Source organism: Paenibacillus sp. FSL H8-0034 (genome assembly GCF_038000305.1).
GTDB lineage: Bacteria > Bacillota > Bacilli > Paenibacillales > NBRC-103111 > Paenibacillus_S.
On the sequence record NZ_JBBOBS010000001.1, the window covers coordinates 1738328 to 1757228 of the forward strand.

At 45.3% G+C, this 18901-nt stretch carries 25 protein-coding genes and 1 other annotated feature; of the genes, 5 read left to right on the forward strand and 20 right to left on the reverse strand.

All coding sequences use genetic code 11. From position 1 onward, the window contains the following. Positions 1-746: 746 nt before the first annotated feature. Entirely contained in the window at positions 747-1160 is a 414-nt protein-coding gene (locus NST47_RS07875; RefSeq protein ID WP_341154637.1) for a hypothetical protein, read from the reverse strand. A 143-nt stretch (positions 1161-1303) separates the two neighbouring features. On the opposite strand from NST47_RS07875, the gene NST47_RS07880 reads away from it, so the two are divergent. Further along, a complete protein-coding gene (locus tag NST47_RS07880; protein WP_341154638.1) occupies positions 1304-1555 on the forward strand; it encodes a DUF7667 family protein in 252 nt (83 codons plus the stop codon). Between the two features lie 130 nt (positions 1556-1685). Here NST47_RS07880 and NST47_RS07885 read toward each other — a convergent pair whose 3' ends face one another. The 12 genes from NST47_RS07885 to NST47_RS07940 all read right to left on the reverse strand — a co-directional run bounded on the left by NST47_RS07885 (position 1686) and on the right by NST47_RS07940 (position 8822). Further along, positions 1686-1799 carry a sporulation protein YjcZ gene (locus NST47_RS07885; protein ID WP_262682059.1) on the reverse strand — a complete coding sequence of 38 codons (114 nt, stop codon included), beginning with the start codon at positions 1797-1799 and terminating at the stop codon, positions 1686-1688. A gap of 243 nt (positions 1800-2042) precedes the next feature. After that, entirely contained in the window at positions 2043-2267 is a 225-nt protein-coding gene (locus tag NST47_RS07890) for a DNA-binding protein (RefSeq protein ID WP_341154639.1), read from the reverse strand. 17 nt (positions 2268-2284) lie between these two features. Next, a complete protein-coding gene (locus NST47_RS07895) occupies positions 2285-2686 on the reverse strand; it encodes a VOC family protein (RefSeq protein WP_341154640.1) in 402 nt (133 codons plus the stop codon). 73 nt (positions 2687-2759) lie between these two features. After that, positions 2760-2915 (reverse strand): hypothetical protein, encoded by a 156-nt coding sequence (locus NST47_RS07900; RefSeq protein WP_341154641.1) that lies wholly within the window; start codon positions 2913-2915, stop codon positions 2760-2762. Positions 2916-2950: 35 nt separating this feature from the next. After that, complete coding sequence (locus NST47_RS07905) at positions 2951-3124, reverse strand: aspartyl-phosphate phosphatase Spo0E family protein (RefSeq protein WP_076236604.1); 174 nt, start codon at positions 3122-3124, stop codon at positions 2951-2953. Positions 3125-3257: 133 nt separating this feature from the next. Further along, positions 3258-3404, reverse strand: a complete 147-nt coding sequence (locus tag NST47_RS07910) for a hypothetical protein (protein WP_341154642.1) — start codon at positions 3402-3404, stop codon at positions 3258-3260. A gap of 77 nt (positions 3405-3481) precedes the next feature. Then, positions 3482-4153: an SOS response-associated peptidase gene (locus NST47_RS07915; protein WP_341154643.1), complete on the reverse strand. Its 672-nt coding sequence runs from the start codon at positions 4151-4153 to the stop codon at positions 3482-3484. A gap of 94 nt (positions 4154-4247) precedes the next feature. Then, a complete protein-coding gene (locus NST47_RS07920; RefSeq protein ID WP_341154644.1) occupies positions 4248-4892 on the reverse strand; it encodes a transmembrane-type terpene cyclase in 645 nt (214 codons plus the stop codon). 159 nt (positions 4893-5051) lie between these two features. Beyond that, on the reverse strand, positions 5052-5198 hold the full coding sequence (locus tag NST47_RS07925) for a hypothetical protein (RefSeq protein ID WP_341154645.1): 147 nt from the start codon (positions 5196-5198) through the stop codon (positions 5052-5054). 68 nt (positions 5199-5266) lie between these two features. Continuing rightward, positions 5267-6871, reverse strand: a complete 1605-nt coding sequence (locus tag NST47_RS07930; protein ID WP_341154646.1) for a catalase — start codon at positions 6869-6871, stop codon at positions 5267-5269. A 176-nt stretch (positions 6872-7047) separates the two neighbouring features. Beyond that, positions 7048-7275: an alpha/beta-type small acid-soluble spore protein gene (locus NST47_RS07935; RefSeq protein WP_076236594.1), complete on the reverse strand. Its 228-nt coding sequence runs from the start codon at positions 7273-7275 to the stop codon at positions 7048-7050. Positions 7276-7346: 71 nt separating this feature from the next. Continuing rightward, complete coding sequence (locus NST47_RS07940) at positions 7347-8822, reverse strand: stalk domain-containing protein (RefSeq protein WP_341154647.1); 1476 nt, start codon at positions 8820-8822, stop codon at positions 7347-7349. Between the two features lie 118 nt (positions 8823-8940). Here NST47_RS07940 and NST47_RS07945 point away from each other — a divergent pair, with 118 nt between their 5' ends. Then, a complete protein-coding gene (locus tag NST47_RS07945) occupies positions 8941-9423 on the forward strand; it encodes a hypothetical protein (RefSeq protein ID WP_341154648.1) in 483 nt (160 codons plus the stop codon). A 133-nt stretch (positions 9424-9556) separates the two neighbouring features. Continuing rightward, entirely contained in the window at positions 9557-10108 is a 552-nt protein-coding gene (locus NST47_RS07950) for a DUF420 domain-containing protein (RefSeq protein WP_341154649.1), read from the forward strand. A 122-nt stretch (positions 10109-10230) separates the two neighbouring features. On the opposite strand, the gene NST47_RS07955 is transcribed toward NST47_RS07950, so the two are convergent. The 5 genes from NST47_RS07955 to NST47_RS07975 all read right to left on the reverse strand — a co-directional run bounded on the left by NST47_RS07955 (position 10231) and on the right by NST47_RS07975 (position 15420). Continuing rightward, positions 10231-11004, reverse strand: coding sequence for a fumarylacetoacetate hydrolase family protein (locus NST47_RS07955; protein ID WP_341154650.1), 774 nt, complete (start codon positions 11002-11004; stop codon positions 10231-10233). 202 nt (positions 11005-11206) lie between these two features. Then, complete coding sequence (locus NST47_RS07960; RefSeq protein ID WP_341154651.1) at positions 11207-11962, reverse strand: IclR family transcriptional regulator; 756 nt, start codon at positions 11960-11962, stop codon at positions 11207-11209. A gap of 183 nt (positions 11963-12145) precedes the next feature. Further along, positions 12146-13099, reverse strand: coding sequence for an aldose 1-epimerase (locus NST47_RS07965; RefSeq protein WP_341154652.1), 954 nt, complete (start codon positions 13097-13099; stop codon positions 12146-12148). A 128-nt stretch (positions 13100-13227) separates the two neighbouring features. Beyond that, positions 13228-14235: a TIGR03943 family putative permease subunit gene (locus tag NST47_RS07970; protein WP_341154653.1), complete on the reverse strand. Its 1008-nt coding sequence runs from the start codon at positions 14233-14235 to the stop codon at positions 13228-13230. 12 nt (positions 14236-14247) lie between these two features. Further along, complete coding sequence (locus NST47_RS07975; RefSeq protein WP_341154654.1) at positions 14248-15420, reverse strand: permease; 1173 nt, start codon at positions 15418-15420, stop codon at positions 14248-14250. 197 nt (positions 15421-15617) lie between these two features. Continuing rightward, positions 15618-15888: a binding site (T-box leader), on the forward strand. 64 nt (positions 15889-15952) lie between these two features. On the opposite strand from NST47_RS07975, the gene trpS reads away from it, so the two are divergent. Further along, a complete protein-coding gene (trpS, locus tag NST47_RS07980) occupies positions 15953-16936 on the forward strand; it encodes a tryptophan--tRNA ligase (RefSeq protein WP_341154655.1) in 984 nt (327 codons plus the stop codon). Positions 16937-16996: 60 nt separating this feature from the next. Here the strand turns inward: trpS and NST47_RS07985 are convergent, their stop codons facing one another. Next, complete coding sequence (locus NST47_RS07985; RefSeq protein ID WP_240419237.1) at positions 16997-17176, reverse strand: hypothetical protein; 180 nt, start codon at positions 17174-17176, stop codon at positions 16997-16999. Between the two features lie 154 nt (positions 17177-17330). Here NST47_RS07985 and NST47_RS07990 point away from each other — a divergent pair, with 154 nt between their 5' ends. Beyond that, positions 17331-17561 (forward strand): alpha/beta-type small acid-soluble spore protein, encoded by a 231-nt coding sequence (locus tag NST47_RS07990; RefSeq protein WP_076236572.1) that lies wholly within the window; start codon positions 17331-17333, stop codon positions 17559-17561. Positions 17562-17719: 158 nt separating this feature from the next. On the opposite strand, the gene NST47_RS07995 is transcribed toward NST47_RS07990, so the two are convergent. Further along, complete coding sequence (locus NST47_RS07995; RefSeq protein ID WP_341154656.1) at positions 17720-18700, reverse strand: metal-dependent hydrolase; 981 nt, start codon at positions 18698-18700, stop codon at positions 17720-17722. Positions 18701-18901: the final 201 nt, after the last annotated feature.

An 18901-nucleotide genomic window follows, 5' to 3' on the forward strand; every position in this document is an offset into this window, starting at 1 on the left:
CATGATCGCAATAGGCAAATTTGTGATACCTATAAATATGCCGCACAATAATGGTATAAGCTGTTGGAAAGTAGGAGCAGTAATTCCATTCCCCACAGGTCCAATTTTTGGCTGGCTGGCATCCCATAATCCATACAAGATAGCGCATATAGGGAAAACTAGCGTAAAAGCTGATATGACTATATAAAAAACGTACCTGTTCACTATATCACCTCGACGTTTTATATTTTTTATTTGTATACGTATTTAACTGTTAAATGTTTCTATATTATTTTATCGTACTTTAAAGGTGATGGACTTAGTATGACCCCGCCAGCATCGCCAACGGGGTCCAACCGATGTAGGGCTAGAAGCCATTCGCTCATATTTTATTTGCTATTACTCCGGACTTTTCCCTTGCTGCTGAAAGGTAACTCCCCTTTGAACTAACTCCATTTCCAGTAATTCAATAAAAGCCTTATTAACTCTATGTTCAATCGCCTACATAAAAAATGGTATATAAGGGAGAGGTTTGTTTGAAGAAAATGTTGGTTTTATTTTGGCAGTGATGATTTTATTAATGGTTCCTGTATCGTCTGTTTTAGCGGCCAATAATAACTCCTCATCATTAGACGGAGCAAAATCTTATGCAATAATTCCATTCAATTAAAGCAGAAAGTTACTAAAGTCACGGTTCAAATTTCCGCAATTCATTATTGTATAAATTAATGTAGTTGACTCCAGCAGCCAACGGGTGGATTTGAATCCTAAGCTGCTCTCGGTGCTTTGTAAATGATAAATACAATACTAACTAATGCCACTAATTCTAAAATGATTGAATAAAACGGCGCATGTGTAACTGTGGAATGTAAAAAACTGTGTATTTCATCAAACTCAGGGCTAATTTTAAGCACCCACATGACATCTGGAAGAGCGCCCAGGAAAGCTGATACCAGGACAAAAACATCCTTATCGCGCCAAGCTATGTATAACAAAAACAGGATGATCAGGGAGCCGATGAGTACATTGCTCAACATTTGCAGCTCAAAGTGGGGTACGGCATCTAAAGCAAAATGCGAGCACAAGGATAACGCTAATATAGCTGGCAGTGCAACTGCCTTTTGGATGCCGGATGTGTTTTTGACTGAAGATAGGACATACATAGCAGATGCTGCTGCCATATGTGTGGCTACGAGCACAATAATTCTCCTCTCCTGATGGGGTTGCACAAGAGTCATTATAATTTGATTTTGGTGTACTTACAACAAACGTATGAGTTCGTTAATAACTTGGTTATACTGGCGGGTATAGGGTGGTGGCAGCTATGGCGTTCTTGCCTATGTATCAGAGGCTTGCAGAGTTGTGGACGGTCATGCAGCAGCGACAACTCACAGCCGACGAAAAGATTGAAATGGACCAGTGCCTCAAGCTCAATGCCAAGCTTTGCTGGGATATGGCGTACTTGGAGAATGTGTCGTTAATGGCATCGATAACAGCAGATGTGGAGTGGCAGCACGAAATATGTCTGGAGATCGAATCGTTACAGCTGGGACAAGATAAAAAGCCGGGGAGATAATCCCGTGGCTTATTTTCGTTGAGTCAACAAATGAGTGGGAATATCAAGGCCCTCAGTCCGAAAGGAAAGAGGGCTTCATGTTTATAGAGGAAAGGATATACGTATCTTCAACTTGGGCGGAGCGTCATATTTAGATAAAGGCACGACTAATAATAACCAACAGAATAAAGAGAACAAGAATTTCACCTGTAGAAGTTCCAAAACCAAAACCTCCACAACTTCCGCCAACTCCAAGTGCACCCATGTTAATCCCTCCTTCCGCCTAGCATAATGTATGTTATGATAGCCCGAAGAAATGTGATTGGACGCTGCCAGCTGATTCATCATATTTTGGCTTGAAACCTTTTCATTGTGTTAAACGTTGTTGTTATTACGAGGTAATTAAATGAACCCAATACACATTCGATAACTCCATAAATGCATTTGGGTCGTTCCTTATGTAATTGCAACAAGATGGGTCAGTCAAATAAGCTTCGCTCCAACTGGCTTAAGATTTATTGGCGAATGACATTCCTTTCACGGCGAGAGCGTGATTGAGCTGACCAAGCGCTTTGGGGCCCGTACCATGCAGCTTCAGAACCTCTGTTTCAGTGAGCCTCGTCAACTGTTCAAGACGCGTATAACCAGCCCCAATGAGTGCTCGCCTTGCTGGATTCGATAATTTGATGGGAAGATCACTCGCTGATTCTTCCTGAAAATTGTTATTTGACATTACCAATTCCCCCTCAACTATTCCTGTGAAGCAAGGCTTAGTTGCCATGAAACTCCGAATTTATCTGTTACCCAACCAAATTTTTTACTAAAAGGATACGCTCCTAAAGGCATTAATACAGATCCTTCCAGAGATAATTTCTCAAAGACCCTACTAACATCTTCTTCGGTATCACAAGTTACATACAAGGACATTGAAGGAGTAAAGGTAAATGCATGCTGTATACTGCTATCGATGCACATAAACTCTTGTCCATTAAGAGAGAAGGTAGCATGTATTACTGTGCCCTCAGCTCCAGCCTCATTTGCTCCATAACGAGTAATACTTGTTATTTCCGACTTTTCGAATAAAGAGATATACAAATTCATCGCTTCTTCAGCTTTACCTTCGAACATTAAAAACGTCGTGATTTTTGTCATAAAGATCAATCTCCTTTGGCTATTGCTTAAATGGTTCTCCCACAGTAAACCCACTTTGTTTAATCGGAAGCTGCTATTTTTTAAGAGAAGACATAATAACCGGATGTAATTGTTGCAGCAGCGCCTCTTCAATTAATTGCTCTCTTGGCTGTGAACAGGCTGCAGCTTGGTTACCTGTAATTAACAGACAGATCAATAGCAAGAAATGGATGGTAAACTGTATTCTCATTGTATCACCTTATCCATCATTAGGTTCTAGATTGTTTATTCCTTTGCCTTATCTATCAACAGGCGGTTATATTCATTCAATACAGCATCCATCATTCTGCTTGCCGTGAGCAGTTCTGGGTCCGCCAAGTCCTTGTTTCTGGAGAGTCTGTTTAGCTCCTGCCTAAGCTCCTCGATGCGCTCGATAAGCTGATCTAATTTAGTGGTCATCTAGAATTCTCCTTTTGTGGTTTGTAATTTAGGTTCCCCACAAAGTAAAGGAAGATTCGACTTTTAAAAAAATGTATGTATGGAAATATCAAAAGCCCTCGTTCCTTTTTAAGGACTGAGGGCTGCTTACGATTTATTGTGGATTATTTTGTTTTGGAATCCCATTTAAACTCGGTGGTCGTTTTGCAGCTTTATTGGCTTGAAGCTCAGCCTCTTCTTCTATAAATTTATTTTCCTTAAAGTCTCGGCTTTTGGGCGAATCGGGTTTGGTAACATCCATGATAAAAAATCACCTCCTGTCCCGTTTAGTATCCCAGCAAGCAAGCTTACTATTCGGGGAGGAACCTTCTTTGATTATCAGGATACCTCTTTTATATTTTCTGGAGAATCATTTTTAACATTCCCTACAGCTTGGGTCACCGGGTACACCCGCAGCTCCTCATCAGGAAATGGTTGTCCAATCAAAGACTGCAGCAGGTTAACATCCTGAATGCTGCGGTCCAGCCAAGCTGCTTCATCTTGTTTCTTCAGAATGATCGGCATCCGGTCGTGAATGCCCGCCATCGTCTTATTCGGTACTGTCGTAATAATCGTACAACTGCTGATCTTGTCACCCTCCGGACTTACCCAGGTATCATAAAGGCCCGCCATCGCAAATAATTGTCCGGTTTTTTGCACAATCCGCATCGGCTGCTTACCATCCTCAGTTCGTTTCCACTCATAAAAACCGTCTGCAGGAATGATGCAGCGTTTGCTCCTTAATGATGTTCGAAATGCAGGCTTGTCAGCAATGGTTTCCACTCGGGCGTTGATCATCGTATAACCAATCTTGGCATCTTTGGCCCAAGAGGGGATTAGCCCCCAGCGCAGCTGCCCTAACTTGTTCTGTGCTCCATTGTTAATAATGGCAGGAATCATTTGTCCGGGTGCAACATTGTACCGCGGCTCATAAAAGGGAGTTGAGCTTTCAAGCATAAATCGCAGCATCAATTCTTCCTCGGTAACGGTGATCGTGTATCTTCCGCACATTGAAAAACCCCCTGTGAATATCGATACCACCATTTTACCTCAAATCTTTCAAGGCTTAAACGCTAATAACAAATTATCCAGAAAATACCTAATGTTATTTAGCGATGATTTTGTTGGGCTTGTAAATGAGATTTTTAGACTTGTGGGTAATCAAAACGATGTACACGACATCTACAATAAAAATGAGGATATACAGCATGGTTAGCAAAAGGGAGTGAGGGTATTGGGAATAACACAAAACGGAGATGCACAGCGTACCAATCATTTTAAAATAAGCGATGGATGTGGACTGGCCTTGGAAGTTTTTTATCATCAGCATGCGGATAAACAGGATGGACATCATGAGGTTGATGCCAAATGCTGAATATTTGCCCTCAAGATCATGAAATTCTTTCGCGATTCCATAGTGCAGCAGAAGGGCAATGGCCATTAAAGAAAAGATAACGGTTTTGGCAGGAAAACCGGGATTTTGTTTCTTGGAGTAATACAAGCATTGCAGAAGAATGATACAGTCCAAGAAGAACCAGATCACGGTTATGATTTGTTGCAGCGGGTCAAAGGGGAGGATGAAGGAAAATAAAAACTCCCAAGTGATATTGGCACAAATGGCGGCGGTTGGCATACCGCTAGTACGATCCTGACAGCTTCTATAAATCACAAGCAGGTAGGTGATTGTCCAAAAAAAGGCCATTCCAAGCAGCAGCAACAGTTCTACACGCTGAGAAAAAAAGTGTTGCATATTGAGAAAACACATCCTTCCGGGGGATTTTCTCTTATAAGTATGATGTGCCAGGCTTGCCTATGATTTTGTTTTCAAATGAAAAAAAGCCCTGCTGGGCTTTTCAATAATCAATGAACAAAACCTATTGTCGGATTTGTTCGGCTGACCTTTGGATGATTAATCCTTTTTGCTTTTATTGCTCCTGCCCATCGCTTTCTCGGCACGGTTGGCCATATTTATCGTATCCTCAACAGTATCTTCAACCGTTTTCTCTACGAAGTCAGCTACCTTATCAACCAATGAATGCTGTACTTTCTTAGGCATAATGCTTCCTCCTTTCTTCGACTCGATGGCTATAAATTCGCCATCAAATCCGTGATTATTCGAGCTGTTTAATAGGGTTCTGCACCGTGAGCGATGTTTACGGCTTTATCTGGTGCCTGGTCACCATTTTTATTGCCAAGCGGTTTTTGGCTGGACCCACCCTTGGGCGAATTTTCAAGACCTTCTCGTAATCGGCGCCCGTATTCTTCGTCGGCTTCTTCGGCAAGTGCGATCATGGCATCGCGGATACGGACGTCGCACCGTGAGAGATCGCCAACCAGATTGGAAATCAATTCATCGCGTTCCCAATCCTTGAACCGTCGATAAGTATCACCTGCTTGCTGCGTATTGTTCGATCGGTCAATGGATTGACGCACGAGCCTTCCTTCAATGAGCGGGGTATATTCCTTCCCGGCTTGCTGTGCTTCAACTAACCCGCCCAGAAGGGAAGGCTCATAGTTGATATGAGGATTGTGGCTTGGTGATCGATCAACATAATATTCCATTTGACCGCCGCTTTGGTTCGTGGCAACCCGTTTTTTTGGAGCGTTAATCGGTAATTGCAAATAGTTGGCACCTACCCTATGCCGCTGTGTATCGGAGTAAGAAAACGTTCGACCTTGCAGCATTTTGTCATCTGAAAAATCGAGACCATCAACGAGCACGCCTGTACCGAAGGCTACCTGCTCCACTTCAGTGAAATAATTGACCGGATTTCGGTTTAAAATCATTTTTCCGACCGGCAGCCATGGGAACTGCTCCTCCGGCCACAGCTTGGTATCGTCAAGAGGATCGAAATCCAATTCAGGATGCTCATCATCACTGAGGATTTGGACAAGCAGCTCCCATTCCGGATAATCACTGCGTTCTATGGCTTGATATAAGTCTTGGGTAGCATGATTAAAATTGGTTGCCTGAATTTCGCTGGCTTCCTTTTGCGTTAAATTTTTGATGCCCTGCTTCGGTTCCCAATGATATTTAACGAGGACCGCTTGACCGTCGCTGTTCACCCATTTATATGTATTAACGCCAGAGCCCTGCATCATGCGGTAGTTGGCTGGAATGCCCCAGGGCGAATAAACAAAGGTAACCATGTGAAAGGATTCAGGGGAGCTGGCACAAAAGTCGAAGAACCGTTCTGCATCTTGAATGTTCGTAACCGGGTCCGGTTTAAAGGCGTGAATCATGTCTGGGAATTTGATGGCATCGCGAATAAAGAAAATTTTCAGATTGTTCCCGACCAAATCCCAGTTTCCGTCCTCTGTATAAAATTTCACGGCAAAACCACGGGGGTCACGAAGGGTTTCCGGGGAATGACCACCATGAATAACCGATGAAAAGCGCACAAAAACAGGTGTCTGTTTACCTTTTTCCTGAAACAATTTGGCACGCGTATATTTGGATACCGGCTCGTTGCCTACAGTTCCATAAGCTTCGAAATAACCGTGCGCACCCGCACCCCGCGCATGAACCACACGTTCTGGAATACGCTCCCGGTCAAAGTGGCTGATTTTTTCGATAAAATCGTAATTTTCCAAAGTAGCTGGACCCCGATTACCTACTGTTCTTATGTTCTGATTATTGGTTACAGGGTGACCTTGCCGGTTTGTCAACGTGTTATTGTCCTCGGTATTCGACTGTTGCTTATTACGATTAGACGGATCATTGGTCATTCAATAGTCCTCCCGGATTGTAAGGATATGGAAATTTATATTTGGCAGCTTCTGCCATGGTTGTTCCAAGCATAGATTTCCGCGTTGTCTCAACAAATATTCCTGTTTTTCTGCAAACCAAATAAAAAGGCGACTCCTCACGGAATCACCTTAATCTAAGTATATGGAGCGATTCATTATCTGGAAAATTTGCCTGCCAGTTGCTGCTCAGCGATTTGAACCAGACGGCGCGTGATGTGTCCCCCGATTGCTCCGGTGTCGCGAGATGCCATGAAACCGTAGTAACCATCCTGAGGAATTTGAATACCCAATTCTTGAGCCACCTCATACTTCAATTGTTCTAAAGCTTGAGAGGCTTGAGGTACGACTAAGGTATTGCTGTTGCTGGATTGTCCTTGTGCCATTGATATCACCTCCGTTCATACAGGTAGTATGTGACAATTTCAAAATCCTACACCTGTATATGATTGGAAATTTATGGGTTGATATTGGGCACAACGACATTCACTCGATACAGGCTGTCATTCCATTCGAGTCGGGCTCCGAGCGATTCCGCGACAAAGCGCAGCGGAACATACATCAGACCATCGACAACCTCGGGGGCCGCATCCAGCTCGACGGGTTGGCCATTCAGCATAGCTGTCCTACTCCCTGGTGTGAGAACAGCGCTCAGCTTGCCTTTACTAAGATGAAGACTGGAATCTGCGGGATTCCAGCTGTATTCAGCCTGGATGCGATTAAGCAGTACACGAAAAGGAACCATCGTGACATCATGCTCGATATAGCCGTCGCGATTGCCTGTTAACGTACCATTGACACTGAGCTGCACCTGAGGCTTGTCCGTCTGCTGCACAATAAGCGCGTTACTCAGCAGCCGTCCTGGCTTGCGCAGCAGCTTGCCTTGATAGTACAGTGCCGAGCTTGCCCCGCCATCCAGATTAATCGCATCCGTAATGCCAGCCTGCAGTAAAGCATTGGCCATTTGATCAAGTGTGGAGTAAGAAACCGTGCCTACAACAAGCAGCTGGTTGTCATCGACACCGGCAAAGCTGCGTACATTAGCCTGCGAGGTGACAAGCGGATCGTTAAAACGATCACGTTCCACATCAATATCCACAACTCCACCTGTAAGCAGCTTCGGCCCGGCACCAATGGCCATTTGCAGCTGGCTGATGGGGGTTCTTGTGTTCGAATCGAGATTCACACTTGATTGTTCCATGCTGAAGAGATCGCCTGCTTTAACCGACTTGGTCACAGAATCAAGCGTCTGATCGGAGGATAGCAGCAGCGCATAACCGCCAGCCGGAATAGGGATGGAATCGATGGATAGCGCAGCAACCTTCATATCGGCTGCAATGGCAACTTTAACTCCAGGGTAATCGATGATATCTCCGTAATCCTTGGAGAACACCCATGCGCTATTCGTACGGTCGCCATGATACATGTCTACACCATTCAAAGGCAGACTAAGCCTGCCCACCCGAACGGAGCTGCTGACCGAAAGTCGCTGTACCGCTGCTTCCTTATCCTTCGAGACAGTAATGGATGTCTCTTTGTCTCCACGGTAGAACAGATCATTATTGTTCATCAGCATGCCGTAGGGAGTTCTGTAATCGATATCTTCTGTAAACGCATCGAAATAAGTGCCATTAATGCCGACAATAGCCTCGTTATCACTCATCATATCGATGAAGGGTTGTACACTGCCTACCTGATGATTCGCCGCTATCGCCTTCACCTGAACAGTCGGGTCCTTCAGATTAATCCGAATCAGCTCCAGCGTGTAGGTACTGCCTTCATAGCTTACATTCCGTTTTTCATGCACTATGGCTTGTTCATTGGCAAACACAGGGCTTACTGCAACAGCCGCCGGTATAAGCAGCATGGAAGCCAAGCTTAATTTAATCGCAAACTGAAGCTTTACAACGGGTATACCGAACTGTAGTTTCAAAATAGTGTCACCAATCCATTCTTTTAATTTAGGCAGCTCAAGGCTTCTATACATCACATCGCAGAATCTTTATAATTAAAGCATGAAACAGATCTACAGGGGAAGTAGGGGGAGTATATTGTTTACCTTAAGCTGCACCAACTGGTCCTGGGATGCCGATTTGCAAATTATTCATGCCGATGTACTGCTGAACATAAATGGAGATGTACTGATCGACGAGCCGCTTTGTGTGGATGTGGGTCTTCCGGCATTGCTGTACAGTGTGACTCACGATGTGGAGCCGAACCGTTGGGGAAAGGTTGATGAGTGGGAGCGGATGCCCTTTTTTTGCTGTGGATGCGGAGACCCGGAATGCAGAGCTTTTTCCTTTCGAGTTCGTCATAGTCATGAGCAGAGCCTGGAGCTAACGGAGCTGGAGGAGCGGGAGCATGGGGAGCCGAGAGAGCATAGTTCATACACAATCCCATTACAACGATACCGGACAGAGGTTGTGGTCATGGCCAGGCAGTTTCTTTCCCATATTGATGGACTCGATTATCGGCCTTATTACGCAGATACGGTCCAGGTGGTCGAACGACTGTTGAAGCAAATCGAGGCTTGATCAAATAGTTCGGAATATTGTTATAAAAATGAAACGTAGCTACTTGTTGTCGGCTCCAGTATCCTTTATGGTATAGCTAGACCGTGTTGGATAAGCTTCTTTCATCCAAAATATAGCTGCTGGAGGGTCATCAATGAGCGAGCAATACAATCGCAACAAGCTTGTAAAAGAGCGAAACTATACACCGTTTATTCTGATTTTTTCGTTTGTTCTGGTGTCGATTATAGCTTTATTGTTTTTCTTGCCAGGGTATGACGGGCATCTCGATTTTGACGTTACGATTTTCCCCTTACTGAATGCCATCTTCAATTGCTTTACGTTTATTGTTTTGGTGTTGGCTTTGGTGGCCATCAAAAAAAGAAACATTCCGCTGCATAAAAGCTTTATTATGGCAGCCTTTGGATCGACGACGCTTTTTTTGATCTCGTATGTCATTTATCACTTTCTGACCGAGCCAGCCCGGTTTGGTGGAAGTGAAGTGATGCGGTATGTGTACTTCTTCATTCTGATCACACATGTAACTCTGGCGATTGTGAATGTGCCGCTTGCGCTTTTATCAGTAACCCGCGGATTGAATATGCAGATTGAACGTCACCGCAAAATTGCCCGTTGGACTATGCCGGTCTGGTTATATGTGAGTTTGACAGGCGTTATCGTGTACTTGTTGATTTCTCCTTATTATTAAAAGAGGACAGGCTTGGTGAAACTTGTGTTCCCGACGGCCTGCCTGATGATTGGAAGCACAAAAAGCCGTCCGGCGATCCGGGCGGCTTTTTTGCTGGTTCTTTCACTAATCGCATGTTTCAACTAGGACTGTGGTGGTGCTACCGTGGAATTTCTTAAAATACCGATTCCGTCGATCTGGCATTCAATCAGCTCACCCGCCGCCATGAATTCAGCTCCTGCAGGAGAACCGGATAAAATGACGTCGCCCGGCTGTAAAGTCAGTACGCGAGATAAGTAGGAAATCAAAAACGGAATGGATAAAATCATCAATTCAAGCTCGCTGTCCTGCTTACGTGTTCCATTATACTGAGCTTGAACTCGGACCTGCTGCAGATCCAGCTCGGTTTCCAGATAAGGTCCGAGCGGTGTAAACGTATCGAATGATTTGCTGACCGTCCAATGACCGTCAGGGTGGTTAAACTGTGGTGCAGTCACATCATTGGCAATCGTATAGCCAAACACATAATCCCATGCTTCCTGCTCCTGAATGTTACGGGCTTGTTTACCGATGACGACTGCAAGCTCGGATTCAAATTTGACTTCGGTGACACCTGAAGGAATGACAATATCCGCTTCAGGACCAATGACAGAGGTAACAGGCTTATAGAAAAAAACAGGGACCTTTGGCAACTGCTCGGGTTTGGTTTCCCCAGCGGCGATGTAGTTTTTGCCTACTCCGATAATGGAATGCGGTTCAAGGGGAGCAAGCAGTGTAACTTCGTTTAGATCATAAGAGGAGCCCTTGTATTTCCAAAGACCAAAAATATCCCCTTCAATCACATAAAGGGTCTGTTCTCTTAGAACAGCTTGCTTAATCGAACCGTCGGCTTTTAAGGCAAAGCGTGCAAATTTCATGGGAATGGACTCCTTATCCGGTTATAAAATGATTAAAATTATTAAGTTCAATATAATGAACTTGGTTCATCAACAATAAATTAATTGTATCACCTCATAAAAAATCGGTCAATGTATAAATGCATGCGTCCATACATGTAAGCAAAAAGGCCCTCCATTCCAATTGGGAATAAAGGGCGTGTTTGGTAGACAGGCAGTTGTTTTAAACAGGGGAGCTGAACGACAGCTTGTCAGCCAATGCAAGCACGCCGCTTAACGCTTTCTCACGTTTTTCCTCCCAATGGTGCAGAGGCATCGAGAAGCTGACTGCGGCTACCATATGACCGCCACTGTGATAGATCGGCGCTGCAAGACAATTGAAGCCCATCACACCTTCCTGCAGATCGATTGCATACCCTTGCTTGCGAATAATGTCCAATTGTTCAAACAGCTCACGTTTGGTGCGAAGTGTAAAAGGGGTCAGGCTGGATAAATTCTCTTCCGTATAAAGCAGCTGCAGCTCCGAGTCCTCCAGACCGGACAGCAGTATCTTGCCAAGTCCGGTCGCATGAGCAGGCAGTCGTGTGCCTGGACCCGAAACCATTTGAACGAGCGAAGGGGCTGCTTCCTTGGCGAGATATACGATCTCGCTGCCATCCCTGTTGGCCAGTTGAATCGATTCGTTGATTTCTTGCATAAAGGCAGGCGCCTCTGCCCGAAAAGCATCAATTAAATCATATTGACTGAAAAATGCATGACCCATCCGGCCAAAATGCATACCCAGCGTGTAGGCATCTGAACGATCGCGAGTAATCCATTGCAAGGCTTCCATCGTTTGCAGCAAAGAGAACATCGAGCTTTTGCTGATTTCCAATCGTTTGCACAGCTCGGTCAGCTTGAGCCTTGAGGGCTCCTCGGCAACAAGGCGGATGACGGCATGCGCCTTTTCAAGAGCGGGCACCCAGTATTTTTTGTCCATAATTACTCCACTCCTGCGTATATCGTATATGGAAATAAGTTCAATAGGCTACATAAGCATGAGGCTATCTTAGCATCGGGGTATGAAGGAGTCAATCCAGCCTCTTCCTATTATCAAGTAAACATGAAGCAAAAAACCTCCTGAGCTGCAGTGCAGCTTCAGGAGGTTGGAATCGTTGCTGTTCTAGAGATGATTAATTTCCAGGGTGACTTCCAATTGCAGCGTATCACCGGGCTTAATGCCCCGTAGACCCGTCACTTCGGCAGGCTGATCGATATTGGGTGCATTGGTGACCCATGTGTAAGGCTCCAGACATATAAAATCATGAGCTTCACCTTTGGTGAAAATCACCCACTGCTTGAACAAATCAGAGCCGCTGTAACGAATCTCTACCTGATCATTGGATAAAATGGCCGTGCACGGATTGCTGCCGATCTGAAAAACGGTATCCATATTGTGGCCTTTCAGTGAATCTCCCTCAATAAGTGCTTCGTAGCGACCGAGCGGGGCTATATGGCCAACCGGGATATTCACTTCATTCAGCTCCCAGATGCCTTCTACAGGCAGCTGAAGCTTCCAGCTTTCCGGTTTACCATCGAGTAGAAACCAGGTATGTAAACCGTAGCCAAATGGAGCCGAATCGTTACCATTATTTGTAGCCTTCAACGTTTGGGTCAACTTGCTGCCATCCAGTACATAAGTAATTTCCAGCTCCAAGGCATGCGGGTATTGGCGCTGTACATGTTCATCCTCAGCCAGATTTAAAGTAGAAGTGATGAACAATTGCCCGTTTTCCTTTTCTCCTGCTTGCGTTACGATCCAAGGCTGCTGGCGGACCAGTCCGTGAATATGATTGCCAGTGGCAGGCTGGGTAATATCAAATTGGTAGCTGCGGCCTTCAAAGGTAAACTGTCCTTTGTCGATACGGTTCGGCGGCATCAGAATTGGTGTTCCAAATTGCACGAACTGCTCGGACAAGGCTGCAGGACCCTCAGGGGTGCGCAGCATTTCCCGCTGCAGCTTCTTGTCCCAGATGCTGTATACATTGTTGCCAATTCCAGGGCAGATGGAGACGATCAGAAACTCATTTTCCAGTACATGGGCAGGCGTACCCTGCCAGTCGATTTGCTTAATCATGGGATCAGCTCCTTATTTGGGATGAATGTGATGGCTAATAGATGATAAGGTCACTCGTTTGTGACCTATTGCAGCTATATTGTAGCATAAAGTGCGACGGCGGGGACAAGGAAGCTTGCAGTTTGTATTTAAACCCCGAAATCAAAATTCGGATACACATACTGTGCCTTTGCAGGCTCTGCTTTGCTGATTTTCTCAACCTTCAAAAGCATAATATCCATATCATTGAATTTGGTTTGCTGAATCGTACCTGTCACGGTTACCCAGGAATCGCTCGGAAATTGCTGGGCCCGCTCGTAATCAACGAGAACGCCATATGGAGCAGCATCAGCAGAGCAGCACTGAATGGCAAAGCGTCCAACGACGAATTGACTGGGCTTCATATCATCCTGACGATATACGAAGCCGGTGAGCTGCATCTTTTTGCCGACAAATTTGTCAAGATACAGATCCACGGTGGTCAGTGTTTCCATATACAAATCCTCTTTTACCGGAATCACACTTTCCTGATACAGCTCCTTGGCATAGGCAGCGTAATGCTTGGTGAATTTATCGGATGGAAACATTTCATCCTGCTTATCGACCGTTGCGGCGCCGGCTTTAGGACTTGTTGCTGCGGAGCCAGCGGCACCTGTATTGCTTGTTGGATTGGGAGTGTTAGTCCCACTGTCAGTCCCAGTTCCTGTGGTACTGCTTGGAGCAGGTGCAGCAGCAGGCGGCGAAGCTTGGGTGGACGTTGTATCTTTCTTGACTGCTGTCGCGCTGCTCAGATTCATCCCTTTTTTAGCTGCAAGGCTGCTGCCCATAGAAGCGTCCGGAAGCAGGAAGCCCAGCAGCAGCGGGAAGCAAAACAAACCGTAGATCAAGGTATTTTTTAATACCGAGGGTGACGGGGTATGATCATGATCGCAATCGCATGCAGCGACAGAGCCGGTGAAGGCACGAATCGCTTGGTAAATTTGATAAACAGCAATCGCATAGAAGCCGACGGCTGACCACTTCACATAGTCGACCATGCGGGGGGCGATATAATATAAAATATTGTCGGTTTTGACCAGATAGGCGATATACATCGCAAACCCGAATAAAATCGACGCTTTAATGAAATGATGCAGACTTAACCATTTTGTACTCATGTTAGCACACTCCTATGGAAACACGATTTTTTCGAAAATAAGCGAACATACAAGGACAACCACGATAATCAGAGCGGATAAAGCCAATACAAATCGGGTACGGAACGCAGACAGCAGCATCAGCAGGCTCTTAATATCCAGCATAGGTCCAAAGACGAGAAACGTTAATAAGGAGCCTGTGGAAAAGGTCGTAGTGAACGATGAGGCGACAAAGGCATCCGATGTGGAGCATAACGAGAGCACGAAACCAAGCGCCATCATGAACAGATGAGACGTAATTTCACCCTGACCTATGGAAACAAGGCTGTCCCTGTTCACGAGTGTCTGAATAACGGCGGTTATGATGGCACCGAATAACAAGTATTTACCCATATCGAAAAACTCGTCGGATGCATGACCCAATACACCAAAAATACGGCCAACAATCGTGGTTGGAACGGGATGATCATGGTCATGGTCATTGTTATGGGTGTGACTGTGATCGTGCTTATGCGCATGATTGCCTGCTCCGTGGTTATGATGTTCATGCTTATGCTCATCGTGTTGATGGCTGTGCTGGTGATCATGCTCGTGATCGTGCTTATGTACAGTATGATGCTCATGGTGATGCACAATATCTGAGGTCCTTAGATAGGACAGGTCACGCAGCGGATTGCTTTTGAAAAATTTGTAAATGATCAGACCCATAACAAGCGCTACAATAAAGGCCAGTGCCATACGGGAATAAGCAATTTCCGGGCGGCTGCGAAAGGCCATGTAGGTGGAAGCATAAACGACCGGATTAATAATCGGACCCACCAGTATAAAGACGATAGCTACGTAGACAGGCATGCCTTTTCTCATTAAACGCCGAATAACCGGAATCATACCGCATTCACATAATGGAAAAATAATACCGACCAGGCAGGCGAACAAAATTCCAAGCACCGGATTTTTGGGAATTAAACGGCGGATTGTCTGCTCGCTGACGAACATTTGAAGCAATCCGGAAACGAGCACCCCCAGCAGAACAAACGGAAAGGCCTCCAGAATAATACTTAAAAATATCGTTTTGAAGCTTTGCACGGTTGTGCTGTCCAGGAAGGAGAGATCTGGCGTTTGTTTTTGAGTAAAAATGAGAAACAGCATAACCAGGCAAATGAGCGTGAGCACATTCGTGCTCCATCGAAGTAATGGCGTTTGCAATGGACATATCTCCCTTTCTAAATCGTAATTATTATTATAACTTATGAAACAAATTGAGTATATAGGACATGCCGCGCACAAAAAAATCTTCATATTACGTAAATAGTTGGCTTGTTGACATTCCTATATTGAAATCTTATACTGTACAAAAGTATGTTGTCTCATTTCAAAGCATACCTGATGGTTAGCAAATGAGGGTACAGGCAATGACAGGAACAAGTAAACGACAGTGATGTCTTTCAGAGAGCCGGTGGCTGCTGTGAACCGGTAGACAGCTTGCGTTGAATGGATCCTTGAGCTGACGGCTGAACGACTTGAAGGAAGACCTGTGTGATGCGGGTGTGCCATTCGGAGTCCAACGCTGGTCCGGGCACTTCCCGTTACAGAAGATAAAGGCTTAATGACGTTTGCGACCTCGGGGTCGGTTATTTGCGAAATAGGGTGGCACCACGGTTATCCGTCCCTGAATATGGGGCTTTTTTGCGTTTCTGGAACAAATGCGGCATGGAAAGATCAATGAGGGGGAAATCAAATGAAACGTGTATTATCGGGTATGCAGCCCAGCGGTCAATTGACATTGGGCAATTATATTGGGGCTTTGAAAAATTATGTGACTCTGCAGCACACGCACGATTGTTACTTTATGGTAGTGGATCTCCATGCGATTACGGTACCTCAGGAGCCGGCAGCCTTAAAAGAGCAAAGTGAATCGGTAACGGCACTGTATATCGCAGCGGGTATTGATCCGGCTAAGGCGACGGTATTCATGCAGTCACATGTCAGACAGCACGCTGAGCTGGGCTGGTTGTTCACGACCTTAACTTATATGGGCGAGCTGGAACGGATGACGCAGTTCAAGGATAAATCGGAAGGCAAGGATTCCGTAGGAGCCGGTTTGTTTACGTATCCTTCGTTGATGGCGGCTGATATTTTGCTGTACAACGCGGATCTGGTGCCTGTCGGCGATGATCAAAAGCAGCATTTGGAGCTGACGCGTGATCTGGCTCAGCGCTTTAATCAGCGGTATGGCGACACCTTCACGATTCCTGAGCCGTATATTCCGCAGGTCGGGGCGCGGATCATGTCATTGGACGATGCATCCAAAAAGATGAGTAAAAGCAGTACGAATGCGGGCAGCTTCATTACGTTGTTGGATTCGCCTGATGTGATACGCAAAAAAATAAGCCGTGCGGTTACCGACTCCGGCCGTGAAGTGAAATTTGATCCTCAGGCGAAGCCAGAGGTTAGTAATTTAATTAGCATCTATGCCAATTGCTCGGATTTGACGATTGCCGAGATTGAAGCCTTATATGAGGGCCAAGGCTATGGTCCATTTAAAAAGGAGCTGGCTGAGCGTGTAGTTGCTTTGCTGGAGCCTCTGCAGCAGCGTTACCGTGATATTCGTGAATCCGGAGAGCTGTATGACATCCTGCGGCAAGGCGCTGAGAGAGCTGCAGAGCAGGCTGAGAAAAACTTGCGGATCGCCAAAGAAAGAATGGGCTTTCTTGTACTTTAATAAATTGTACAACTGTATTATTCATAGCAAGCCCAAAAAAAACGCAATGGTGCTGAATCCTCAGCCGCCATTGCGTTTTCTTAATTTGGCCTTCACAACAAAGCCGAAGCCGATAAAGCCGATCGAGAGAATTGAAAACAGCCCCACAAGCCAGACATTGCCTATACTCATGGCGTAGCTGATTGCGGTTAGTAGCAGGGTGCCGATGACGGCAAAAACGAGTGCCAAGCCTTTGTTCATTGTTGGAATTCCGCCTCTTTTACGAATATTTGAAAATCTAAAAAACATTTTTCAGCAGGTGCGTATACTTTTTATCAGATGTCACATAATAAGTTTGCAAGCTTGCAAATACATCAAAGCTATTCATTCAGATTTGAGAGGAGTGCTGATTATCATGGCACAAGGACAATCCCGTAACAGTAATGTATTGGTGGTACCGCAGGCATCTTCTGCACTAGAGCAATTGAAGTATGAGGTTGCCCAAGAATTGGGTATCCAAATTCCTCAGGATGGCTATTACGGTTACATGGCAACTCGTGATACAGGCGCAATTGGTGGCCATATTACTCGTCGTCTGGTACAAATTGCAGAGCAATCTTTGGCAGGCGGACAATCTCGCTCATAAGGCATCAAATTTCAATAGAAGCTCAAGGATCTTGTATCCTTGGGCTTTTTAATCGTTGTATGAGTCAATTGAGAGCGGTCATCATCATAACGAAAGGGCTGCCGCAGCAGCCCGGAAGTTATCATGTCCAGGTGACAATAATTGCTGTAAACCAGCCGTCAGGTATTGACCCTCAGCTTTTTCTCCAGTCGTGTGTCATTGACCCAGCCTACATAAGAATCAATCGGGTTCAATTCATTATCCAGCAGCAATACAGCGACGAAAGGGTACTGCTTGCGGTGACGATAGCGCACATCGGCCCATCGTACCTCATAGCCCCAGTCATGACTGCGTAAATCCGAGCAGGCGAACGAAGTGAAGTACAGGAAGGCAGCGATGTCACTGTGTGTTTTGGATGCCTCAACAGCAGGATGTGAGGTGCAGGACACCTCATCAATCCATTTGATCTGGTTGTTTTTGTATTCACCAAGTGCAAAACGTCCATCGCTCTTTGTTTTGACAATTTGCCAAAAGTTCAGGTTAAAGGTTGGAATCAAAATATAACGATCACCAGGATGATAATCGGGGTCCTTGTGATACAGATTGGATTCCAGCCGATGATGCCACCATGATCTCCATATATAATACACTGCCAGGCATGCATATAAAATAGGAAAAATAATCTGGGGCGCGGCCAGATGGACAGCCCATAATAAAATCGCTACGATATGAGAGATGAAAATAAACGGATCAAAAATATGGATAATGTTCCAGGCAATCCATTTTTCCGTAAATGGCCTGAATGCCTGAGTCCCATATGTATTGAATAAATCCGTAAACACATGGAAGGCAACCGCGATAAATACCCACAGGGCAACATGAGCCAAAGGCAAGCCGTCGAACAAAAGCATTAATACGAGCGTAATAAGAGCCGTCCAAATGAGTACAGCAGGGATGGAGTGTGAGCGTCCGCGGTGATTTTTGATATAAGCGGCATTGCTCTTGAAACGCAAGAGCGTGTCCATATCGGGTGCCTGCGACCCGACAACAGTCCCGATGAGTATGGCTGTGGAAAGCACAGGATTTGCCGCTACAACAGGATCAATATAAGCCAGTCCGGCCAACCCGAATCCAATTACTAGATGTGTTCCACTATCCATGGGGTTTCCTCCTAAGAGTGTTCCTTTAGGAACACTGACTTCGTAAGCATGAGCTGAGTTTTGCGTATGCAAAACTAACTTCGTAAGCATCGGCTGAGTGTTCCTTTAGGAACACTGACTTCGTAAGCATGAGCTGAGTTTTGCGTATGCAAAACTAACTTCGTAAGCAATGGTTTCATTTTAGTGTATCATTTTTTGATT